14 protein-coding genes and 7 pseudogenes are annotated in these 19,006 nt (G+C 66.7%); 10 read left to right on the forward strand and 11 right to left on the reverse strand.

Translation table 11 applies throughout. From position 1 onward, the window contains the following. The first annotated feature begins 190 nt into the window (after window positions 1–190). From AB0F82_RS32645 to AB0F82_RS32660, 4 genes are all read left to right on the forward strand, one after another. Window positions 191–559: a hypothetical protein gene (locus AB0F82_RS32645; protein ID WP_362634084.1), complete on the forward strand. Its 369-nt coding sequence runs from the start codon at window positions 191–193 to the stop codon at window positions 557–559. Window positions 560–1,072: 513 nt separating this feature from the next. Further along, entirely contained in the window at window positions 1,073–1,207 is a 135-nt protein-coding gene (locus AB0F82_RS32650; RefSeq protein WP_362634187.1) for a hypothetical protein, read from the forward strand. 74 nt (window positions 1,208–1,281) lie between these two features. Next, entirely contained in the window at window positions 1,282–1,488 is a 207-nt protein-coding gene (locus AB0F82_RS32655; protein ID WP_362634087.1) for a helix-turn-helix domain-containing protein, read from the forward strand. Beyond that, on the forward strand, window positions 1,436–1,867 hold the full coding sequence (locus AB0F82_RS32660) for a hypothetical protein (RefSeq protein WP_362634190.1): 432 nt from the start codon (window positions 1,436–1,438) through the stop codon (window positions 1,865–1,867). Before AB0F82_RS32655 ends, AB0F82_RS32660 begins: the two co-directional genes overlap by 53 nt. 84 nt (window positions 1,868–1,951) lie before the next feature. Here AB0F82_RS32660 and AB0F82_RS32665 read toward each other — a convergent pair. Next, a pseudogene (locus AB0F82_RS32665) lies at window positions 1,952–3,014 on the reverse strand (IS3 family transposase); the annotation flags it as partial. Between the two features lie 12 nt (window positions 3,015–3,026). Between AB0F82_RS32665 and AB0F82_RS32670 the strand changes: the two are divergent. After that, window positions 3,027–3,788 carry a transposase gene (locus tag AB0F82_RS32670; protein ID WP_362634193.1) on the forward strand — a complete coding sequence of 254 codons (762 nt, stop codon included), beginning with the start codon at window positions 3,027–3,029 and terminating at the stop codon, window positions 3,786–3,788. Between the two features lie 77 nt (window positions 3,789–3,865). Here AB0F82_RS32670 and AB0F82_RS32675 read toward each other — a convergent pair whose 3' ends face one another. The 3 genes and pseudogenes from AB0F82_RS32675 to AB0F82_RS32685 all read right to left on the reverse strand — a co-directional run bounded on the left by AB0F82_RS32675 (window position 3,866) and on the right by AB0F82_RS32685 (window position 5,922). Then, entirely contained in the window at window positions 3,866–4,306 is a 441-nt protein-coding gene (locus AB0F82_RS32675; protein WP_362634089.1) for a GNAT family N-acetyltransferase, read from the reverse strand. A gap of 168 nt (window positions 4,307–4,474) precedes the next feature. Next, a pseudogene (locus AB0F82_RS32680) lies at window positions 4,475–4,635 on the reverse strand (IS5/IS1182 family transposase); the annotation flags it as partial. 162 nt (window positions 4,636–4,797) lie between these two features. Then, window positions 4,798–5,922: an SMI1/KNR4 family protein gene (locus AB0F82_RS32685; protein WP_362634092.1), complete on the reverse strand. Its 1,125-nt coding sequence runs from the start codon at window positions 5,920–5,922 to the stop codon at window positions 4,798–4,800. A gap of 169 nt (window positions 5,923–6,091) precedes the next feature. On the opposite strand from AB0F82_RS32685, the pseudogene AB0F82_RS32690 reads away from it, so the two are divergent. Then, window positions 6,092–6,256, forward strand: a pseudogene (locus AB0F82_RS32690) (IS5/IS1182 family transposase); the annotation flags it as partial. Next, entirely contained in the window at window positions 6,187–6,531 is a 345-nt protein-coding gene (locus AB0F82_RS32695; protein WP_436842227.1) for a transposase, read from the forward strand. The pseudogene AB0F82_RS32690 and the gene AB0F82_RS32695, both read left to right, overlap by 70 nt. A 31-nt stretch (window positions 6,532–6,562) precedes the next feature. On the opposite strand, the gene AB0F82_RS32700 is transcribed toward AB0F82_RS32695, so the two are convergent. The 4 genes from AB0F82_RS32700 to AB0F82_RS32715 form a co-directional block, all read right to left on the reverse strand. Beyond that, window positions 6,563–6,850, reverse strand: coding sequence for a site-specific integrase (locus AB0F82_RS32700; RefSeq protein ID WP_362634095.1), 288 nt, complete (start codon window positions 6,848–6,850; stop codon window positions 6,563–6,565). Between the two features lie 206 nt (window positions 6,851–7,056). Next, window positions 7,057–8,592, reverse strand: coding sequence for an alpha/beta hydrolase (locus AB0F82_RS32705; RefSeq protein WP_362634098.1), 1,536 nt, complete (start codon window positions 8,590–8,592; stop codon window positions 7,057–7,059). Between the two features lie 887 nt (window positions 8,593–9,479). Next, complete coding sequence (locus tag AB0F82_RS32710) at window positions 9,480–12,014, reverse strand: ABC transporter permease (protein WP_362634101.1); 2,535 nt, start codon at window positions 12,012–12,014, stop codon at window positions 9,480–9,482. 27 nt (window positions 12,015–12,041) lie between these two features. Then, window positions 12,042–12,815 carry an ABC transporter ATP-binding protein gene (locus AB0F82_RS32715; RefSeq protein ID WP_362634196.1) on the reverse strand — a complete coding sequence of 258 codons (774 nt, stop codon included), beginning with the start codon at window positions 12,813–12,815 and terminating at the stop codon, window positions 12,042–12,044. A gap of 229 nt (window positions 12,816–13,044) precedes the next feature. Here AB0F82_RS32715 and AB0F82_RS32720 point away from each other — a divergent pair, with 229 nt between their 5' ends. From AB0F82_RS32720 to AB0F82_RS32730, 3 genes and pseudogenes are all read left to right on the forward strand, one after another. Beyond that, on the forward strand, window positions 13,045–14,325 hold the full coding sequence (locus tag AB0F82_RS32720; RefSeq protein WP_362634103.1) for a sensor histidine kinase: 1,281 nt from the start codon (window positions 13,045–13,047) through the stop codon (window positions 14,323–14,325). Then, window positions 14,322–15,005 carry a response regulator transcription factor gene (locus AB0F82_RS32725; protein ID WP_362634106.1) on the forward strand — a complete coding sequence of 228 codons (684 nt, stop codon included), beginning with the start codon at window positions 14,322–14,324 and terminating at the stop codon, window positions 15,003–15,005. Before AB0F82_RS32720 ends, AB0F82_RS32725 begins: the two co-directional genes overlap by 4 nt. Before the next feature lie 183 nt (window positions 15,006–15,188). After that, window positions 15,189–16,053 (forward strand): annotated as a pseudogene (locus AB0F82_RS32730) (IS5 family transposase). Between the two features lie 19 nt (window positions 16,054–16,072). Here the strand turns inward: AB0F82_RS32730 and AB0F82_RS32735 are convergent. From AB0F82_RS32735 to AB0F82_RS32745, 3 pseudogenes are all read right to left on the reverse strand, one after another. Then, window positions 16,073–16,282 (reverse strand): annotated as a pseudogene (locus AB0F82_RS32735) (helix-turn-helix domain-containing protein); the annotation flags it as partial. Between the two features lie 898 nt (window positions 16,283–17,180). Further along, window positions 17,181–17,495: pseudogene (locus AB0F82_RS32740) on the reverse strand (hypothetical protein); the annotation flags it as partial. 358 nt (window positions 17,496–17,853) lie between these two features. Next, a pseudogene (locus AB0F82_RS32745) lies at window positions 17,854–18,171 on the reverse strand (transposase family protein); the annotation flags it as partial. Window positions 18,172–19,006: the final 835 nt, after the last annotated feature.

Consider the following 19,006-nt stretch of genomic DNA (forward strand, 5'->3'; position numbering starts at 1 on the left):
ATCCGCAGCGAAAGAGGCCTCCGCTGGGGCGGCAGACCCCTACCCACCGCGGCCTGACCACCCAACCCGGCGAACCTTCCCGGTCACAGCACTAGCGGGCCTGATTGATTGACAGTCACAGCGCCGCGTGCGATGAGAGTGAGTGGTCACTACTCAATCCGCCTGCCTGGACTCGTCGTAGGCTGGACGCATGAAATCAAAGATGCTGATAGCCGCCGCGGTGGCGACGGGCGGACTGGCTCTCGTGTCCATGAGTGCCGCTGGCAGCCAGGCCGCGGTGGGCACCGTAGCCGTACCGATCGTCGCGGACAGTTCGACAGTCATCCATTCCGGGGAGGCTTCCGCCACGGTCGCCTGCCCTGCGGGGCACCGCGTCACTGGCGGGGGTTTCACGGTCCTGTCGCTCAACCCAGCCGACGGCGCCTGGGTCACCGATTCCGCTACACATGTGCACTACTCCGCACCCACGTCCACGGGCAGCGGGTGGAACGCCAAGGTGGACAATGGGGTGTCGAACCAGCGATGGAAGCTCCGCGTTCACGCGATCTGCGAGAGCTGAGGGCTGAGAGAGCTCACGGAATTGACGGATTACTCTCACAGCCGAATCTGAGTCGATCACCGCTGCGGTGGGTCAGGAGACCATCGTGCTTCCGCCTCGCCGTGAGGCGTGCCTCCTGGCAGAACAGCGCGAGGGGGTACGCGCCATTGCCCACTGTGCTGGCCGCCGAGGGTTTCGATTACCGCAGTGAGAAGAACACGGTCATCGCGAAGGATCTGCGGGTCAGCATGCGTTCATGGAACGCTAGAGGCGGCCCTGGCGTGAGAACGGCACGGACGGTCTTCGTTGCTCCAGGCCGCGAAGGTAGGCGAGCGGGAGTTCTAGTGTGATGCACCGGAAATTGCGGTCTCAAGTCTGTAGCCTGGTGTTATGACTCGGGGTCCTCGTGCTGTCGATGTTGTCCTATCCGGTGACGAGCGCGTCGAGTTCCTGCGCTGGGCGGGCGGCGCGGTAGCGCCCCGCCTTGCCGAGCGGGCCCTCATCGTCCTGGCTTGCGCGGACGGGGCGCCGAATATGCGTGTGGCGGCGGAGCTCAAGATAACCGCCGACACGGTGCGCAAGTGGCGCTCGAGGTTCGCCGCCCGGAGGATCGCGCCTGGTAGACGAGCCGCGGCCAGGTCGGCGCAAGTCGGAGCTGGTGCTCAGTGATGACGAGCGGGCCCAGCTGAGGCTGGGCAAGGCGGGCGAAGACCGCCCAGTACCTTGCGCTTCGCGCGAAGATCGTGCTGCGTTGCGCGGAGGGCGAGACCAACAGGCAGGTCGCCGCCGAACTCGGGGTCTCCCCGGGGGCGGTGAACCGGTGGCGGGCCCGATTCGTCGAGCAGCGGCCGCCCCGGGCTGGCCGACGAGCCCCGCCCGGGGCGGCCGCCATCGATCCTGTTCGATCGGGTCGAGGGCGGCGTCGTGGCGACCCTGGAATCCGCCCCTAGCAACGACACGCACTGGTCACGCTCCTCGATGGCCGCTCGCACCGGACTGTCGAAGTCGACCATCGGGCGGATCTGGAAGAGGTCCGACCTCAAGCCGCATCTACAGGACTCCTTCAAGCTCTCCACCGACCCTCAGTTCGTGGACAAGCTCGTCGACGCGGTCGGGGCTTTATCACAACCCTCCGGAGCGAGCCGTGATGCTCCGCGTCGACGAAAAATCCCAGGTGCAGGCGCTGGACCGGTCGCAGCCCGTGCGCCGATGATGCCCGGCATGCCCGAGCGCCGCCCCCACGACTACCTGCGTCACGGGGTCCCGTCATCAGCGCCCTGCACCGGCGCCACCGCGCGATCGAGTTCAAGTGGTTCCTGGTCACGATAGACAAGGCCGTGCCGGCCGAGCTGGACGTGCACCTGGTGTGTGACAACTACGCCACCGGGCCTTGACCCCGGATGTTGAACACGTCTATGCGGCTTGGGCCAGGGTAGTTGCTGCCGGTTGGGCATCGTGCTCGTAGGAGATCGGGGACCGCTGGCCGAGGCGGGAGTGCCGGCGGCGGGTGTTGTATCGGGTGAGCCAGCGGAAGGCGTCGAGCCTGGCCTCACGCGCGCTCGATCAGGCCTTCCGGCCTTTGAGTGTCTCCCTCTTGAAGGCGGCGTTGAAGCTTGCTGCGGCGGCGTTGTCCGCGCTGGAGCCGACCGCCCCCGTGCTCTGCCGGACCCCTGCTGACCTGCAGATTTCAGCGAATGCCCTACTCGTATATTGCGAGCCGTGATCGGTGTGCATCACCGCTCCGGCCAGGCCCCCGCGGGTCCGCTCGGCTGCCGCCAGGGCGTCGATGACGAGCTCGGTGCGCATGTGATCGGAGATCGCCCACCCCGCCAGCCGGCGTGAGCACAAGTCGATGACGGTCGCGAGATAGAGCGGCTTCGCACCGCTGACCGGCAGGTATGTGGTGTCGCCGACGTACTTCGTGTTCACCGCGGCCGCGGTGAAGTCACGGCCGATCAGATCCGGTGCCTTCGCCGCGGACTGGTCCCGGGCGGTGGTGCGGTGCCGGCGGCGCAGACGGACTCCCTCCAGTCCGATGGTCCGCATGATCCTCGCGACGCGTTTGTGGTTGATCCGTTCGCCCTCGTCGCGGAGTTCGGCGGTGATCCTGGGGGCTCCGTAGATGCCGTCGGAGTCCTGGTGGACCTTGCGTATCCGGGCAGCGAGCACAGCCGCGTGACGCCGAATCGGCGCTGATGATCGTCAACGAACTGGCAGCGGTTCACCAGCGCGTCTCCCCTGCCAAATACCGGGCCGCCTTGCGGAGGATGTCGCGTTCTTCCTCCAGCTCACGGATCCTCTTCCGTGCCGCGGCCAGCTCCGCCTGAACGTCATCACCGCTGGGCCGGTCAGCGGCCGGCGGCGCGGAGTGGGCGCCGGGGCGGCGCCCGTCGGCGGCCCGGATCCAGTTCCGCAGCGTCTCGGTGTTCACCCCGAGATCGCCGGCGACCGACTTGACCGTCGCTCCCGGCCTCGACCGGTTTCCAAAATCCGGGGGTCAGGGCCCCCGTCTTGGATAGCCCCGTTCACTGGGCTGAGCCCGCGCTGTTTCGGGAAGCTGGTGACCGTGCTGCGACGCGAGGGTGCGGATGCGGTCCGCAAGGGCCGGCCGTGGAGCCTTCCGCTGGAGGACCGGGCCCTGCTGGTCGCGGCGTACTGGCGCACGAACTTGACGATGCGCCAGCTCGCCCCGCTGTTCGGGGTCTCCAAGTCGGCGGCCGACCGCATCATCGACCACCTCGGGCCGATGCTCGCGCTCCAGCCCCGCAAGCGGTTCGCCCAGGACACCGTGCTGATCGTGGACGGCACCCTGGTGCCCACTCGAGACCACACCATCGCCGCGCAGTCGAAGAACTACCGGTACTACACCAACCACCAGCTCGTCATCGACGCCGACACCCGCCTGGTCGTCGCGGTGGGCATACCGCTTGCCGGATACCGCAACGACTGCAAGGCATGGCAGGAATCCGGCGCCAAAGCCGCCGTCGGCAAGACCCTCACCATCGCCGACGACGGTGGTTACCCCGGCACCGGACTCGTCATGCCACACCGCCGGCGCAAAGGCGAAGAACTACCGGAGTGGAAGCAGGCGCACAACACGTCCCACAAGCAGGTCCGCGCCCGCGTCGAGCACGTCTTCGCCCGGATCAAGACCTGGAAGATCCTCCGCGACTGCCGCCTCAAAGGCGACGGAGTCCACCACGCCATGCTCGGCATCGCCCGCCTGCACAACCTCACCCTCGCCGGATAGGCAAGCCGACCACACAGCGGCCAGCCCTACCCGAGGCGACTCGAAGATCATTAACGGACAACCCTTAAACGCTCACTCTAGTCACGCTCCAGCTGAAACTGAGCCATGTGCAGGCCGGGGGCACGCTCAATCGTGCCAATGCGAGCGAAACCGAGACCTTCATACAGCGCAACGGCCGGACCGTTATCGGCACCAGTGCTTACTCGGGCATCCCCGCTGGGAGCCAGATCGACTAGAAGGTGGTTGATCAACCGTGACGCCAAGCCACAGCGGAACCACGCGGGATCGACACAGACGCGGTCAATGTCAACGATGTTCTCTCCGGCCGGACTCTTCCAGGCGACGAAAGCAGCGATCCGTCCGCCATCGGCGATCGCTCCAAGCCAACGCAACGGCTGAGCTCGCATCTCTTCCATGCTCTCCTGCAAGGCGGGGATGCCATCGAAGCCGATTAGTCCAGCCTCGACTGCATAAGCACGGCGCCCAACCTGATGTACGGCCGCCGCAGTCGTGTCCACTGCCAGGTCCAACTCACACACATCGAAGACACGGGCCCCATGCCCATTGGATCCAATTGACGAGATAGGTGACATTCGTCGATATTAGGTCTTCCGCTTTCAGATAGCGACCAGTATTTTCCGCTCCTCCAGCGCTCCTGCGGTTCTCAGACAGAAACTGAGCGCTTTTCATCCTCGGTCTGACTTGGCCAGATGCAAGTAGGGACGGCCTGAACCGGGGGGGGCGATGCGATGATGGAATACCGCAGGCTTCGCAGCCGCCAGCCCTTCAGCGTGGCCATGGCCTGCTCGCCCAGGGCCCGGATCTTCCCATGGGGGACGTTCACCGCCTACCGGCACCTTGGTACGCCTTGTCGGCGAAGCAGATCGCCTCCGGTTCGCGACTGGCCGCGCACCGAGATCGAAGAAGCCTGCCGTGGAGCGACAGCGACAGGGTGGGTTGTGCTGATGAGTCGGCTACCTACCCCGAACCGGACCGATGAGGCGGTGAGTTATTGGTCATTAGCGGCTGGTTCTGGGTCGTAGGGCTCGAATTCGATGTAGTCGAGGGGGTCTTCGTCGCGGCGTCCGAGCGGGGGTAGGCCCTCGGTCGCGAACCGACCGCGCAGCCACTCCAGCAGGGTTTTGGTGAGGTCAATTGGGAGCGATGGACCTTGGTCGGCATGGCGCGGTACAACGATCAATGGCCAGTCGTCCGGCGTGGCACCGTTGGTCAGCCAGCACAGTTGGTCGCCGTCGATGGAGTCGGCGAAGGGCAGGAATCCCCCGGGCTCGGGATAGACGGCCAGCGGGTGATACTCAGGGAACTCGGCTCGCTGCCCCTGGTAGGTCTCCGCGTACCACTCGGCCCACGGTGCGAGCGCGTACTGGTCCTCGTCGAAGGGGATATTGAAGCGCAGCCAGCCGCACCAGGAGCCGGCCCCGTACCGATCCATCAGTCGTACGTACTCGCCGGGCAGACGAGTGCCCAGCCGTTTGTACAGCCAGTCCCAGTTGTGCTTACCGAGCACGGGTATCTCCGGCGGCGGGACGAGCGTGATCAGAGTTTCCAGCCCGCTGCCTGTGGTGAGCGCCGCCCGCTGCTGAGCGGTTGGTTCCGGTCGCCGGGGCGGCGGTGTCCACGGGGTGTCCTCCAGGTCGGTTTGCATGCCACTTCGGGCGGCCACCGGGTGCATGCCGTCGGCCACGAGCTGGGCCAGCGTCGGCACGAGCGGGGTCGCGAAGCGCCGCCAGGGGTCGCGGCCCGCGTTCTCGTCGTCCTGACAGTGCATGACGACCGGCCACTGGTCGGGGTCGTCGGATGCTGTGGTGTCCCAATAGAGGGTGTCGGCGGTACGGGTGGCGCCGAAGGGAAGGACGCCGGGGGCGTTACGCCGAGTCTGCTGGACCCAGGCTCCGTAGTCGAACCAACCGCGGTTGACGCACGGCACGTGAAGCCAGAGCCGGGCGCCAATGTCGAGTGGGCCGTATGCGGCAGCGATGGCCTTGTAGTCGGCGGGAAGGGTCGTCCCCAACCAGGACTCGACTGCCGCCCAGTCGACAGGTACGTCGAAGTCGGCTGGCGGATCGCCGAAGATCTCGGCAAAGGCATTGACGTGCGGGTCTGAAGCATTCACGGGTCTGTAGACCTTTACCGGGAGCGAACGGATGTTGACCGGGAGGGCGGGGAAGCACGTGAGCACCCTCCAACCTTCCTCAAGGACAGGGCGGTTAGGCTGACAACGTGGTAAAGCCCCTGGTAGATGGGTTTTCGACCAAGAGAACCGTCTCCATCAGAGGCTTCGCATGCTTGTCTACCCGTCGGGTGTCGACGTGTCCAGTTCTGCCCTGCGCCTGCTGTCTACCCGTCTGCGGCAGCACCGTCACGCGATCGGCTCGCGCTGGCGGCGTCTGAGCGCTGGCCGCCAGGCCCTGCTCACGCTCGCCCACCTGAGGGTAGGACACACGTATGGGCCGTCGTCCCGTTCCTGCAGTTCGACACCGAGATACGGCGGATCGTCTGCACCACCAACGCGATTGAGTCGGTGAACGCCCGCATCCGCAAGGCCGTCCGCGCCCGCGGGCACTTCCCGAACGAGCAGGCCGCACTGAAATGCGTCTACATGGCCGTCATGAGCCTGGACCCCACCGGCCAGGGACTCAAACGCTGGACCCAGCGATGGAAAGCAGCTCTGAACGCCTTCGACATCACCTTCGACGGCCGACTCTCAGCCGCCCGCCACTGAACCCCTAACGACTCCAGAACCACCGTTAACTTTACAGACCCGGTGCTGCGTGCTCGTGGCCGACCTGCTCCTGGACGAAGTGCCGGTCCCAGCCGTCCTCGATCAGGTGGGTGACGTAGGACCTGCGGAGGGAGTGGAAGTCGAGTCCGTCGTCCAGGCCCAGGGCCTTGCGGTAGGGGATGAAGCGAGAGTTGAGCCGCTGGCAGCCGTTCCGCAGGCCCCGTTCGGAGGGCCAGGCCGCTGGGTTGTTGTCGGTGCCGAACAGCGGGCGGACCTCGGTGAACCACTCGTCCAGGACGTCCGGGGTCCAGTCGAACACGGTCAGTACCCCGCGGTGCTTGGGCGGCGATCCCTTCTTGGCCTTGCCGAACCGGACCTGGCACCGGCTGAACTCGCCGCCGTGCCGGTTGCCGCCGAATCAACAGCTTGATCCGCCCATAATCGACAGAGGCGCGAGTCATGCCGGGCCCGGAGACCGGGACACCCATGGCGGGGCCACGAAGACGGTAACGAGGGCACTTCAAGCTATTCGGAGCAGGTCTGATCGGCCGCGGGCAGATCGCCCGTGTCAAGGTAGGCGTTCACAGCCGCGTCAACACACCCGGAGCCCCGGAACAGGTAAACGCCATGGTCGCGGGCGCCGTCCAAGGTGATCATGCGGGAACCGTTGAGGGCCCGGTGTATGGCCTGGCCCATCTCCAGGATTGCGTTGACGTCACCGGCGGCCTGGACAACAAGGGCAGGCACGCTGTTGCGGATCCGGATCGGAGCTTCGCGCGGCGGGTTGGGCCAGAACGCGCACGGCGTGATGTTGCTGCCCAACGGGCCGAACAGAGGAGCTGCGGCGCGCCCAGCCTCGATGTCGCGCCAGTACGTCTCGACGTCGCGCGACACCGGCGCGTCGGCGCATTGCACGGCTGCCGCGGCGCTGCGCTGCGCGGAGTCCCGGCCGGTCAGTTGGCCCGCCAGCGTGCTCGCGAGGGCCTCTGTCGGCTCGGCGCTACCGGTGTCGGCCGCCTGCACCAGCACCCGGACGGTGGCCGCCAGCTCGACGGCGCTCTCCTCACTGTCGTCGACCAAGAGGTTGGCGATGACCCCAGGGATAATGGTGTCGTCCACCAGATACTGCCCCACCCGTAGTTGCGTGCGCGCGGCGGCCCGGTAGACCCGGTTCACCGTGCTCAGCACCTGCCCGGTCGTCGTGCCCAGATGAAACCGGTCATTCTGCGCCGCAGCCAGTTCGGCCCACTCCCGTAGCGCCGCCCCGCGCCGTGCGGACACCGTTCGGTCCGGGAAGGACGTAACACCGGGGCGGTCCGGATCGACGGCGCTGTCGAGCACCATCCGCCCAGCTCGCTGCGGGAACCGCTGCATGTACTGCGCGCCCAGGTAGCTGCCCTGCGAGTAGCCAAGAAATGACAGCTTGGACGCACCCAGCGCGGCCCGGATGATGTCCATGTCGCGGGCTGCGTTGGCCGTGGACCCGTATGGCAGCACGTCGGCGTTTGTGCGGGCGCACCGGTGGGCCAGGTCCCTTGACTGCGTCACCATGCGGTTGAAGCTCTCCCGGTCGGTGCCGGCGGAGCGCGGCAGCCAGTTGACGGGCCAGCCACAGTCGATCGGCGTGCTGCGCCCGGAGAAGCGGACGTCCATGCCGATGATGTCGAACTTGGCGCCGGTCGCGCCCAGCCCCTGCCTGGCAAGCGGCACGGTGTTTAGCGCCGGGTTGGCCGGGCCGCCCAAGTTGAAGATCAGCGGACCGGCGTAGTGGGCCGTGTCGGTGGCCTTGCTGCGGGCGATCGCGACCGTGATGGTGCGCCTGCCGGGCCGGTTGTAGTCCAGCGGCACGCGGATGTCGGCGCATTGCACGCCAGCTTCGTCCAGCGCGTGGCCGTCGGTATCGTCCACGCCATGCTGGCACGACTTCCAGCCGACGTGTTGATTGTGGTACGGGGCGAGTTTGGCGTCCTGCGTTGTGTCGGCATGTACGGCGGGTACCGCGGCGAGTCCCGCGGTTGTGGCCAGCACCGCGAGCAGCGTGCGCCGCCGTGGTTGGTTCATCGGATTCTCCTAACGAGGGTGCGAGGTAACCGGGTCATCCCGGTGGTGCAGTTGCCGCGCGGTGAGCCCTAGCGCGATTGCAGTGTGGCGGCAGGGCAGCCCGAACCCGGTCCATGGGCCGAGCGCGGGCGCGCCCCGGAGGAGGGAGCTGACGGCCGCGCCGACCGGATCGGCAGATACCGATCGCCTGGTCCAGGGCCGCTACCCGGTCATCCACGCTGCCGTAGACGTTCGGTGGGCCGGTGGCATGAGCAACGACTTCTACGGTCGGCCCTGGCCCGCAGGCTGCGGCGGGGAGGAGACAAGGGAACACTCTATTTGTCAGAGCCCTCCGTAGTCGGTGGCCGTAGCAACACCGAAAAGGTAGGCCAGGAAGGTGTGGCGGCGGATCACGCTCCGGAGCCATTCCGAATCCCGTACTCAGGTACGGTCCGCACCCTGTGCCACCCGCCGGACTCATACGCGGGTATGAGTCCGAACGTGCCTCTGTGGGGGTGAACCCGTGTCTGAGGCTGAACCTTTGGAGTGGACACCCTCCAATGGCTCTTCAGGTGCAGGAAGGGATGCCCAGGTGGGGCGTCAGTCTCCGTACCCGGACGAGTCTCGGAACGACGCCATCGCGTTGTACCGGACCACCGGTGGCAAGCGCACTCGTACAGCATTCGACCAGCAGGGTCCGACGCGAGCGCGGGGTCGGCTTCAGATCACGTAGAGGCCGCGGCAGTGCGCAAGGAACACTCTGGCGCATCCGGCGCTGTCCGTGCACTGGGTCGGCGCTCCGCAGCACGATCACACGCGCCCGCTCGTCGTCGCAGACCGTTCCGATGAAGATGTCCGCGAAGGGCGCCCCTGCAGGGGCGCCCTTCGCGGACATCTTCTCCCAACACCTACTGGGCTCTGATGGCCTGGAGCGTGTTGAGTGCTGCTGCACGGCGGGCTGGCCAGAAGGCCGCCAGGGTTCCGACGCCCGCCGAGGCCGCCAGGAAGAGGAGGATGCGCTCCCAGGGGATTTGCATGGTGTAGCCGCTGAGCAGTTTGGAGTGGGAGAAGACTGTGCCCATCGCCCATGCGGTGAAGATGCCCACGACGATGCCGAGCACCGAACCGAAGAGCGATATCACGATGGACTCCAGCCGGATCATCCGCTTGATGCCCTCCCGGTGCATACCGATCGCCCGCAGCGTGCCGATCTCTTGGGTGCGTTCGAAGGCGGACATAGCCATGGTGTTGACCACGCTGAGCACCGAGATGACAAGCGCCATGCCGAGTAGCCCGTAGACCATGTTCAGCAGGAGGGCGACGCTTCCGGTGACCTCCTTCTGCAGTGCTTGGTGGTCCTGCAGTTTGACCAGGGGGTTATGTAGGGCGGTCTTGACGCGTTCCTGCACGTCGGTGGCGTGACCGGCTGTGGCCTTGACCAGGATGGTGTCGTCCCGCTGTTCCGCCATGTGCGGGGCGAGGGTCTTTAGCGACATCACATAGTTGGACAGCAGTGGGTTGGCCTTGATGATGCCGCTGACAATGAGGGGCTGCTGTTTGCCGTCGGCGAAGGTCACGGTGACGCTGTCGCCTGCGCGGAGGTGGCCTCGTTCTGCGGCGGCCTCGGTGACCAGCAGGCCGGAGTCCAGGTGCGCGGCGCTTCCGGCCGTGTAGCGCAGCGTCAGAAGCCGGGTGATCACGGCGGGGTCGACCGCGGTCACCTTGTAGCCGGTAACCGTCCCGACGGACTCGACGGCGCCGGTACGGATCGGGGAGGCGTCGGTGACGCCGAGGATGGAGGAGACCGCCGCAGTGACCGAGGGGTCGAGTGGCTGGTCGTTGATCGTGCTGACCGTGAAGTCCGCCTTGAGACTGCCGGTGGTCTGCTTGGCAAGGACGGATCCGATCGAGGTGGCGATCACGGTGACCGCGGTGACCAGGGTCAAGCAGAGCATGAGGGCCGCCGTGGTGGAGGCGGTGCGCCGGGGGTTACGGCGAGCGTTCTCGGTGGCGAGCTTGCCATCGATGCCGAACCACTTGGTGAACGGCTTGTTGAGCAGTCCGAGCAGCGGCCTTGACAAGAACGGGGTGAGGATGACTAGCGCGATGTTCAGCAGCCCGGCGCCAGCACCGATGTAGTAACCGCCCGCGGTACTGCCAACGGCCATACCCCAGGCACCCAGGCCCACGCTGATCGCGGTGATCAGGAAGCCCACGGCGTTTCGGAGACGCAGGCTAGCTTGTGTGGGCGTGGTGTTGACACTGGTCAGCGCGGCGATCGGGGGGATCTTGGACGCCCGGCGGCCAGGCAGCCAGGCAGCCAGCACGGTGACGGCGGTTCCCACGAGCAGAGAGCCGGCGATGGTGCCGGGCGAGACCACGGTGTCGGTGCCGGGCAGACCGGCGTTCATGAGGTCGTTGAGCACGGCGTGCAGACCGCCGGCGATGAGGACGCCGAGGAGCAAACCGATGGCGGAGGAGATCAGGCCGACGATGAGTGCTTCGAGCTGGACGGCCCGGGTGACCTGGCGGCGGGTTGCACCGATGGCGCGGACGAGGGCGAGTTCGCGGGTGCGCTGGGCGACCAGCATGGTGAAGGTGTTGGCGATCAGGAAGATGCCGACGAACAGGGAGACCACGGCGAAGGCCAGGAAGACGTTGCTGAGGGTGTTGATACTGGAGGCGTTGGCCGCCTTCTCGTCGCTGATGAGCTTGGCGGCAGTGATCGCTTCGCTGTTCCTGCCCAGCAGGGGCGTGATCTCCTTCAGCAACTGCCGGTCGCTCGTCCCTGCTGCCGCCTTGACTACGATCCGGGCGTACTGGCCGGGGGACCCGAACAGCCGCTGGGCGGTGGCGGTATCGAAGAGGGTGAAGGTCGCGCCCGTGGTAGCCGCCGGCTCGGTAGTGGTGAAGACGCCGACGAGCTTTTCCGTCATGACCGGTCCGTCGACGACCACGCGTACGGTGTCACCTACGCGGAAGCCGGCCTTGGCGGCAGTGTGGGTGTCCAGTGCGATCTCGCCGGACTGCTGTGGGGCCCGCCCGTCAGTGAAGGAGCGATCGGGGTCCTTGCCGTCTGCATCGGGGGCGAAGTTGGCGCCCTGAGAGACGTTGCCGACGACGTCGCCGGACCTGTTGACGACATAGGTGTCACCAGAGACCTGACCCCGGGCGGAGGCGACACCCGAAAGCGCGCGGACCCTCTCGAGCACGGTGCCGGTCAGGCCCGAGGACTGTCCGTGCTGCTGGGCCTGCGCGGTGGCTCTGACGGCGACGTCGACACCGACGTTGTCCCTGATGGCCTGGTCCTGATAGCCCTTGCTGACCGTGGCGCTGAAGATCAGAGTCGCGGCCACGAAGGCGACACCGAGGACCACGGCGAGCATGGTCATCAGCAGCCGGAGTCTGTGGGTGGTGATGTTGCGTACGGCAAGCCGGAACATGACGTCCTCCTTCCTCGTCCTGCCAGGTCAGTTGGTGCGGGTGCGGGCGTCGAAGCGCTTCATACGGTCCAGGACCACGTCCGCCGTGGGCTGCGCAAGTTCGTCGACGATCCGGCCGTCAGCCAGGAAAAGCACGCGGTCCGCGTAGGAGGCCGCCACCGGATCATGGGTGACCATGACGATCGTCTGTTCCAGGTCGCGCACCGAATCACGCAGAAATGACAGGATCTCCGCTCCTGCCCGCGAGTCGAGGTTGCCCGTGGGCTCGTCGCCGAAGATGATCGCGGGCCGGGACGCCAAGGCGCGGGCGGAGGCGACACGTTGCTGCTGGCCGCCGGAAAGTTCGGCGGGGCGGTGTCCCAGCCTGTCGGCCAGGCCCACGGTGGCCACAATCCGGTCCAGCCACGCCTGGTCCGGCTTGCGGCCCGCGATGGCCAGCGGCAGCGTGATGTTCTCTATCGCGGTGAGCGTGGGGAGCAGGTTGAACGCCTGGAAGATGAAACCGACCCGGTCGCGCCGCAGCCGGGTCAGCTGCCGGTCCTTGAGGGTACCCAGCTCGACACCGTCGATCTGCGCGGATCCATCAGTGAGCGAGTCCAGGCCGGCCAGGCAGTGCAGGAACGTGGACTTGCCCGACCCCGAGGGGCCCATAATGGCGGTGAATTCACCGCGCCGGAACTCCGCGGAGACCTGATCCAGGGCCACCACCCGGGTGTCCCCGCTGCCGTACACCTTGGAGAGCCGGGTGGCACGAGCAACGACATCTCCGGCCGGCCCGGGGGCCGCGGCAGGGGTGGACATGGGGTACGCGGTGGACATCAGAGCACTCCGTAATCGGTGGCCGAGGGAACACCGAAAAGGTAGGCCGGGAGGGTGGAGCAGCGGATCACCCTCCGGAGCCAACCCGGTCCCGTACTGGGGTACGGCCCGCACCGTGCGGCACCCGCCGGGCTCATACCGAGGTATGAGCCCGAACATGGCTCTGTGGGGTGACGAGGCCGTTGGGTCAGCCGCATACGCTGGCCATGCTATGAACCCACGTCACTGGCCACGCGCCCTGTTCGTCTCCGAACAGCCAGCCCCCGTGTCTGCCGCCGCCTCCCGCCACGGCCGCCAGCCCATGCTCCAGTACAGCGCTGCAGCGATGTTGACCGCTCTGATCGGCGCGCTGGGAATCCGGACCATGTCCCACGGATACGGCGTCGGTGTAGCGTCCGCCGTGGTCCTGGCCGCCGTCCAGTCCGCCCCACTGCTCCTGGCAGTCACCCGCCCGTTGCAGGCGTGGTGGATCATCATGGCTGCAGACATAGCATCCTCCGCTGTGCTGTTCCACGCTCCGAGGCTGGAGGGAAATAGCTGGCCTTGGCCCCCAGCCGTGATCCTCGGACAGCTTGTGCTGCTGGTGGCCGTGGCCCGCCGGGAACGGCGTCCCGCCCTGGTGGCTGTCTGGGTGGTCCTCACCGCCTCCGGCCTGGCCATCGCGGCCGCCTCACCGCACAACCGCGACAGCAGCGACGTGCTGCTGGCCGTCCTCGGCGGCGGGATCCTGCTGGTGGGTGGGGTACTGCGCGAGCGGCACGAGGCATTGCAGCGGCTGGGTGAACAGCAGTTGATCGCCCAGTCGGAACGGGCCCGGCACACCCTCCTGGAGGAGCGGGCCCGGATCGCCCGAGAGCTGCACGACGTCGTCGCCCACCACATGTCGGTGATCACCGTCCAGGCCGACAGCGCGCCCTACCGGATTCCAGGGACGCCGGCGGCTGCACAGGAGGAGTTCGCCGCGATCGCCGTCGCCGCCCGCCAATCCCTAGCCGAGATGCGCATGCTCCTCGGCGTGCTGCGCAGCGAGGACTCAGACGACGAGCGTCGTCCGCAGCCGGGCCTGGACGATGTGCCGCACCTGGTCGAGGCCATCGCCCGGGCCGGTGTCCCGGTGAACCTGGTTCTCGACGACGGTGTCGAGGAGCTCAGGGCGCTGATCCCGCCGACGGTGGAGCTGTCGGCGTACCGGATCGTGCAGGAGGCGCTGGCGAACGTCGTGCGGCACGCGCCGGGAGCGCGGACCCGCGTCGAGGTGAAGCTGCTGCCCGACCGCAGCAGCCTGACGGTCCTGGTCGCCAATGCCACTCCGCAGCAGTACTCGGGTGCCTTGGAGACCAGCAGTACCGGGCACGGCCTCGTGGGGATGCGCGAGCGAGTACGCCTGCTCGGGGGCGCCCTGAAGACCGGTCCGACCCTGGACGGTGGCTTCCAGGTCACCGCCCGACTTCCCCTGCCAGCCCTTCCCCGCAAGGAGACCCCCAACACGTGACGATTCGGGTAGTCGTCATCGACGACCAGGCCATGGTCCGCGCGGGCTTCACCGCCGTGCTGACCGCGCAGAGCGACATCGACGTGGTCGGTGAGGCCGCCAACGGACGCGAGGGCATCCAAGTCTGCCGCGACCTTCAGCCCGACGTGGTCCTCATGGACGTGCGTATGCCGGAGATGGACGGTCTGGAGGCCGTCCGCCAACTGCTCAGCCCACCGCCCGGGGCCACCTACTGCCCCAAGGTGGTGATGCTCACCACCTACGACATCGACGCCTACATCTACGAGGCGCTCAGAGCCGGCGCCAGCGGCTTCCTACTCAAGGACGCACCCATCACCGATCTGACCCGCGCGGTCCGTGTAGTCGCGGAGGGCGACGCACTCCTGTCACCCTCGGTCACCCGCCGCCTCATCGCCGACTTCGCCAGCAGTCAGCCCATAGCGCATGCAGACGCAGGCGACAATGTTCGGCTGGGCAGCCTGACTCCACGGGAGACCGAGATTCTCCGGCTCATCGCCCGCGGCCAGAGCAATACGCAGATCTCCCAGAACCTCGTCGTCGCCGAGCAGACCGTGAAAACCCATATCGGCAACATCTTCGCCAAGCTCGGCCTGCGCGACCGCGCCCAAGCAGTGATCTTCGCCTACGAGTCGCGGCTGATCACCCCCGGCGACCGGTAACTCGTCGGCGCTTCTCAGTTGCCCCGGGAGAACCTTCCGAGGGGGTGCAACTGCGGACGGGTCGCACTGCATTGTCCGGCCCATGACTTAAACGGTCCTTCTCCATAAGAGCTCGTAACACGATCTTGTTGAAGTGTCCTGGTTGGGCGTGACCGGTGTGGCGATTCCGCCGTTCCGGAGAGTGTGAGTACTCGGCCGTGGATCGTGGACGACGACTTGTGGGCACTGATCGAGCCGCTGCTGCCGCCCTGGCCGAAGAAGGCGCCCGGGCCGAAACTGGTGGATGACCGGTTGTCCCTGCAGGGCATCCGGTACGTGCTCTACAACGACATCAGCTGGCAACTGCTGCCGCATGAGCTGGGGTTCGGATCCGGACAGACGTTCTGGCGCCGGCTGGGCCGGTGGCACGAGGCCTGCGTCTTCGACCAACTGCACCGCCTCCTGCTCGCGAAGCTGCACGCGGCCGGCGACCTCGCCTGGTCGAGAGCATGCGTTGATGCCTCCCATATCCGCGCGAAAATGGGGGCGAAGCCACCGGCCCGTCGCCGGTCGACCGCGGGAAGACGGGCAGTAGCACCACCTGATCTGCGACGGTAAGGGCCCCCCGTTCAAGGTCATCACCACCGCCGCCAACCTCAACGACGTCACCCAGACCCTGGCCGTGGTCGACGGCATCCCGCCCGTGGCCGGCAAGCCCGGCCGTCCGCGCCGCCGGCCTGATGCCCTGCTTGGTGACAAGGGATATGACAGCAACCCCAACCGGCACGAGCTGCGCAGACGCCGGATCCTGCCGGTGATCTCCCGCAAGGGCGCCCCCAGCATCAAGGGCCTGGGCAAGCTCCGCTACGTCGTCGAGCAGACCTTCTCGCTGCTGCACCACTTCAAGTGCCTGGCCGTCCGTTGGGAAAGACGCCTCGACCTGCACGACGCTCTCGTCTCACTCGCCTGCGGCCTTCAGCGGTGGACGCTGGCCAGGATCAAGACGCTGATCGGCCAGCGGTTCCACAAGAGCATGACGCTGTCGGGCATCCCCGTGGGATGTCGATGACGAGTTACGGGTGGTGGTCGAGCCGCGGACGCGACGCCGGGCCGCGGGAACGCACCGCGTCCTGACCGGCCTCCCGCCAGGCCCGACGCCACCGCTGAACCGACCGGACGCTGACCTGCAACTCTTTCGCGATCTCGGTACTGCCCCGCCCGTCGGCGAACATCCCGACCGCATCCATCCGGACCCGCTCACGGAACGCTTACCTCTCCGCGGTCAGACCCCCCTGGATACCTCATACCTCTGGCATACCGCGACGATCACCAACCGTCAGCCCCTACGACAAGACGACTTCAAGGTCAGTAACGAAAAGATCAGTCTCCTGCACCGGAGATCCGTTGGCAGAAACGGGCGAGTGAGTCGAGGATCTCATCGGCAGTTTTGGTCCAAGTGAAGGGTGGGACTGGCGTTCCACTCCTTGGCCCAGGCGCAGATGTCGGCTTCCAGGGAGCGCCCACTTTTGTGGGAACACCGAAGCGCAGCGCGGCGCCGATGCTCAGCAGCCCCAGCGGCATCGAGGCGGCTCCGAGTGCCTGGAGCGTCGGCTCGATGCCGGGCGGCAGGTGCTAATCGAGGGCCTGAAGGAGGATGCCTCCACCGCAGGCAAGGATGAGAGGGTTGGTCACGAGGTGCGCAGCCACATTCAAGCTGGCCGTGACGCTTCACCGAACTCCGATGGGCATGGTCGGCCAGGAGGGCATGGTGGGCCGGCTCGCAGTCTCAGCAACTGTCAGGCGCTGCGGCAAGAGGTGTGACGTCACCGGCCACAACGCGGACACGGCAGGCGAGAACGTCCATTGGTCGAGGGTAGCTGGTCCCCCACGACGCACGTTGAAGCGGACCGCGCGGAACCCCCCGCAGCAGCAAGCATCAAAACCTCGCGACTGGCATCGCCTTCCGTCTCCTCCCCCGGTCGGCAGTCCAGGATGCAGTGATGTTGCAAAGTCGCGTGATCTTGTAGGTGTGCTGGTCAGGTGAGGCCCAGTAGGTCGAGTGGGCGGGTGAAGGGCTCGTAGGAGGTGTGCCGGAGGCCGGAGGCGATGTTGCGGTGCCCGGCAGCGCGGTAGCTTGTTGATCGCAAGGTTGCGCAGGGTGGCCATGTTCTCGAGTCCGTGGCCGGTGCGGATCTTCGAGGCGTCCTCGCGGAAGGCGGCTTCACGGACGAAGTGCAGCCGGTTCTCGATGGTCCACTGCGACCTGGCGAGCTGGCCGAGACGCTGGGGTGATGCCTGCTGCGAGGTCAGATCCGTGGTTACGTAGGACGGTCTGACGGGTGAGCGGTGCTCGTCTTGAGGTCGGTGCGGTGGCGCAGGATGCGGACGGCCTGGAAGGCCTGGGGGAAGTCCAGGTCGAGGCCGGTGACGGTGAGGACGCTGGTCACGCGGGTCTCCTTGCGGCCGTGGCCGATCTCTCGGTCGTAGCGGCGTGCGGTCACGTCCTTCCACGGCAGTGACCGTAACTGCCCGTGGAGCATGGGCTGGTTGGCCTTGACCACCAGCAGGTAGTGCGCCCTCTTTTCCTCCACCAGGAAACGCGCATGGCCGCGCTGCGTGTGCAGGGCGTCAGCTGTGATGGTGACCCCGGTCAGTTCGTAGGGCTCCAGCAGCCGCGAAGCAGGTGATCTCGTTGGTCTTGTCGGGAACCCGCAGCTAGGTGACGGTCCGGCCGTCGCCGGTCATCGCGGCCAGGAGGTGGGCCGCAGGCGTCTGGCCGTTGCGGGATCCGCGGGCGGTCTTGTCCTCCACGGCCATCGACTCGGGCGCCGCCGGGATCGGTGCCGGTCAGGTCGGCCAGGCCGCCGGGGCAGACTTGGCCGATGACCCGCCGGATCGTGGCGCTTGGTGCGACCCGCAGGCCCATCGCGCCCACCACGCGGGCGCCAAGCCGGGCCAGAGCGTGCTGCGGAGCGTTCGCGGACCACTGTCCGATGGCCGCGTACGAGCGCGCGCCGGCGATCACCGCCGAGGCGGCAACCAGCAGCACCGCCACGAACGGGTGACGCACCCCGTGCCGCCGACGCGGATCGCGCAGCACCCGCAACCGATCCACGAGCGGGAGTCCCGCTACACCCTCCAGCGCGGGCGACTTGACGAGGCAGACGGTGGCAGACTGGCGGCACATCGAAACTCCGGTGGTTCAGGGCGAATTGGGAAGGTCACCCCGTTCAACCGAAGTTTCGTTGCGTTCGTGACGGTCCTACCTGCACTCCTCGTACCGCCATGACCTGCGGATCCGCGTGATCAGCGCGACTTTGAACGCCCCTGCCACCGTGATCGATTGAGCAACGGCTTCTGAGATCTCCATTGCACCTTGGACGGTTCAGAGCACGGACACCGGAAAAGCGGAGTACTGACTACTCACGCGCCGCCATGCCATCCACGTTCACCCTCTCTATTGTAACACTACCTAACAGGTGAAGTACGGGAGGTGGCTGTAGGAAAGATAGCGAGCAAGTCTATATTTCCGTGGACTACAGCCGCAGATCTTGAAACCGTGATCGCGGCCGGTCGATAACGGTTATGAGCTGGGCTCGGGCATCGTTGCCGGATGGCCGGCACTGCGATCGTCGCCCCGCAACGGTTGCTTCGGCGGATACGCTGACAAATTCGATGACCCGCAAGCCCGCACTCGAATGACCGACCCCTATGCCGATACCACCTCCACGTCCGGAAGGCTTTCTCGATGGCGCAACCTCCAGCTTCCCAATCCGACCCGGTCTCGCGACGACGATTCGGCACACTCGCTTTTGGGGTGCTTGGTGCTGCTCTCCCCGCAGCGGTGCCTTCTGTCACAGCGTCGGCAGCGTCCACAGGCCCTCAGGTGACCACGATTGCCGAGCTGCGGGCACGATCGAGACCAGCCCCATCAGTAGAGGGCTTCGCGCAAGTGACGGTCCAGGGCTATTGGGCATCAAATGATGGCGGCGGGGGCACATTTCGATGGTATCCAGACTCGA

The sequence above is a fragment of the Streptomyces virginiae genome (assembly GCF_040638905.1).
Taxonomy (GTDB): domain Bacteria; phylum Actinomycetota; class Actinomycetes; order Streptomycetales; family Streptomycetaceae; genus Streptomyces; species Streptomyces virginiae_B.

Coding starts and splice junctions, on each gene's coding strand:
- AB0F82_RS32645 (WP_362634084.1), top strand. CDS start 191: ATGAAATCAAAGATGCTGATAGCCGCCGCGGTGGCGACGGGCGGACTG.
- AB0F82_RS32650 (WP_362634187.1), top strand. CDS start 1,073: ATGCGTGTGGCGGCGGAGCTCAAGATAACCGCCGACACGGTGCGCAAG.
- AB0F82_RS32705 (WP_362634098.1), bottom strand. CDS start 8,592: ATGAACCAACCACGGCGGCGCACGCTGCTCGCGGTGCTGGCCACAACC.
- AB0F82_RS32710 (WP_362634101.1), bottom strand. CDS start 12,014: ATGTTCCGGCTTGCCGTACGCAACATCACCACCCACAGACTCCGGCTG.
- AB0F82_RS32715 (WP_362634196.1), bottom strand. CDS start 12,815: ATGTCCACCCCTGCCGCGGCCCCCGGGCCGGCCGGAGATGTCGTTGCT.
- AB0F82_RS32720 (WP_362634103.1), top strand. CDS start 13,045: ATGAACCCACGTCACTGGCCACGCGCCCTGTTCGTCTCCGAACAGCCA.